The organism is Kitasatospora sp. NPDC059571 (assembly GCF_042735675.1).
In the GTDB taxonomy this organism is placed as follows: Bacteria; Actinomycetota; Actinomycetes; order Streptomycetales; family Streptomycetaceae; genus Kitasatospora.
This window is the reverse complement of sequence record NZ_JBHWBW010000781.1, coordinates 1-1,794: the sequence shown is the minus strand read 5'-3', so window position 1 is coordinate 1,794 and position 1,794 is coordinate 1. Positions and strand designations below refer to the sequence as shown.

Sequence of the window (1,794 nt, the reverse complement as noted above, 5' to 3'; positions counted from 1 at the left end):
CCGCCCGCTCTCAGCGGGCGGCCGCGCGGCGGACGGTGTCCAGCGATGCCACCGGGGCGTTCTGGCGTACCCGCGGAGGAACCCGCTCGCCCGGTGGCGGCAGCTCCGTGACCGTGTGCACCGGCCCGTCGGCCCACGATCCCGAGTGCGGCGTACGGCCGCGCCGGCCGTCCCCGAGCGAGTGCCAGCCCGCCGGTGTCAGGGTGAGGTACGGGCCGCAGCGCAGTCCGTGCAGGGCTGCGGCGTCCTGCAGCCCCCACATCCAGGCGCCGTCCTGCTCCGTCCACTCCGGAGTGCCCTCGCGGCAGCGCAGCAGCACCGCAGTGCGGACCGGCGCCGCGAGTCGCAGATCGTGCGGGATCACCAGCCGCAGGTGGGCGAGGATGCTGTTCCGGTGCTGCCAGCCGTCGGTGATGTGCGGGCGGACGCCGAAGGAGGCGGAGGCCACCAGCCGCTGCTCCGCGTCCAGGACCGCGACCACCGTGGTGCCGGGCTGCGGGAGGTGGCGCTGGTGCAGCTCGCGCACGAAGTCCCCGGGTGTGCGCAGCAGCGGTACGTCGGCCTCGGCCCAGCCCTCCGGGTCGATGCTCCGTCTGGTCCCGGCAAGGTCCTGACCGTGGTCGTTGCGGTTGATCACGATCCTCCTTCCGGCCCGCCGGTGCGCATGACGGTGACGTGGGTACGCCGAACACCCGGTCGATCGACCAAGGCGGCGGGTACCTCCCGATTCTCCCGTCATTCCCGCCCGAGCGGCAATGACGAAAATGCGGTTGCCGCCCGAAATCAGTGGACTGCCGGATATATTCCACCGACCCGGTAGGGCTGTTCGGCTGACCCGCAGGTGGCCTCGGAGTGTCGGATGGATGGCCCGGCCGTGTCCACTGCGAATCCCGCCGGTGCCGGACGCGTGCCGGGGGTGTGCCCGGACGCGTGCACGGGGTGTGCTCCCGGAGGTGTGGTCCCGTGCGGAGCCCCTGGGGAGCCTGCCGGAGGGGAGCCTGTCGGGGGTGTGCCTGGGATGTCAGGCCTGGACCGCCAGCACCAGCGGAAGCACCGGGCCCGCCCCGGCCCGCCGCAGCAGCCGAGCCGCGACCGTCACCGTCCACCCTGAGTCGACCAGGTCGTCGACCAGCAGGACCGGGCCGGGGGCTTCGGCCAGCGCCGTTCGCAGGGCTTCGGGAACGACCAGCACCTCGGCGAGTGAGTGGAGCCGTTGGGCGCTGTTGCTGCGCGGCCCGTGCGGCGGACGGCCCGCCGCGTACTCCACCCGACCCAGCAGCGGCAGCCGGCCGATCTCGGCGATCCGCGCGCCCAGAGTCTCCACCAGCGCCGGACGTGTGGCGGACGCCAGCGTCACCACTCCGGCCGGCCGTGCGAGCCGGCTGCCGTCCTCGGCCTCCGGCCCGGCCCAGCCGCCCGGGCCGCGCGCCCAGTCCGCCAGTACCCCGACCAGCGCGTCGACCACGTCGGCCGGCACCGGGCCGTCCGGCGCGGACTCGGCCAGCAGCGCCCGCAGCCGGGTGCCCCAGCCGATGTCGGAGAGCCGACCGAGTGCCCGCCCGGTCTCGGCCTGTTCGCCCGCCGGGATCCTGCCCTTGAGCGATACGCCGATCGCCTCCATCCCGGTCGGCCAGAGCCGCCGCGGCTCGAACGAGACGCCGGGCCGGCCGAGTGCCGCACGTGCCGCGGCCAGCGCGTCCGCCGAGACCTCGGGGTCGTGCCGCGGGCCTGCGCAGGTGTCGCAGCGCCCGCACGGCGCCGCCTCGGGGTCGTCCAGCTGGCGGCGCAGGAACT

The 1,794-nt window shown here is 75.0% G+C and carries 1 protein-coding gene and 1 pseudogene; both read right to left on the bottom strand.

Going from position 1 to position 1,794, the window contains the following annotated elements:
• Nucleotides 1-10 precede the first annotated feature (10 nt).
• Entirely contained in the window at nt 11-637 is a 627-nt protein-coding gene (locus ACFV0G_RS38955; protein ID WP_380558524.1) for a hypothetical protein, read from the bottom strand.
• Nucleotides 638-1,021: 384 nt separating this feature from the next.
• Nucleotides 1,022-1,794: pseudogene (locus ACFV0G_RS38950) on the bottom strand (recombinase RecQ); the annotation flags it as partial.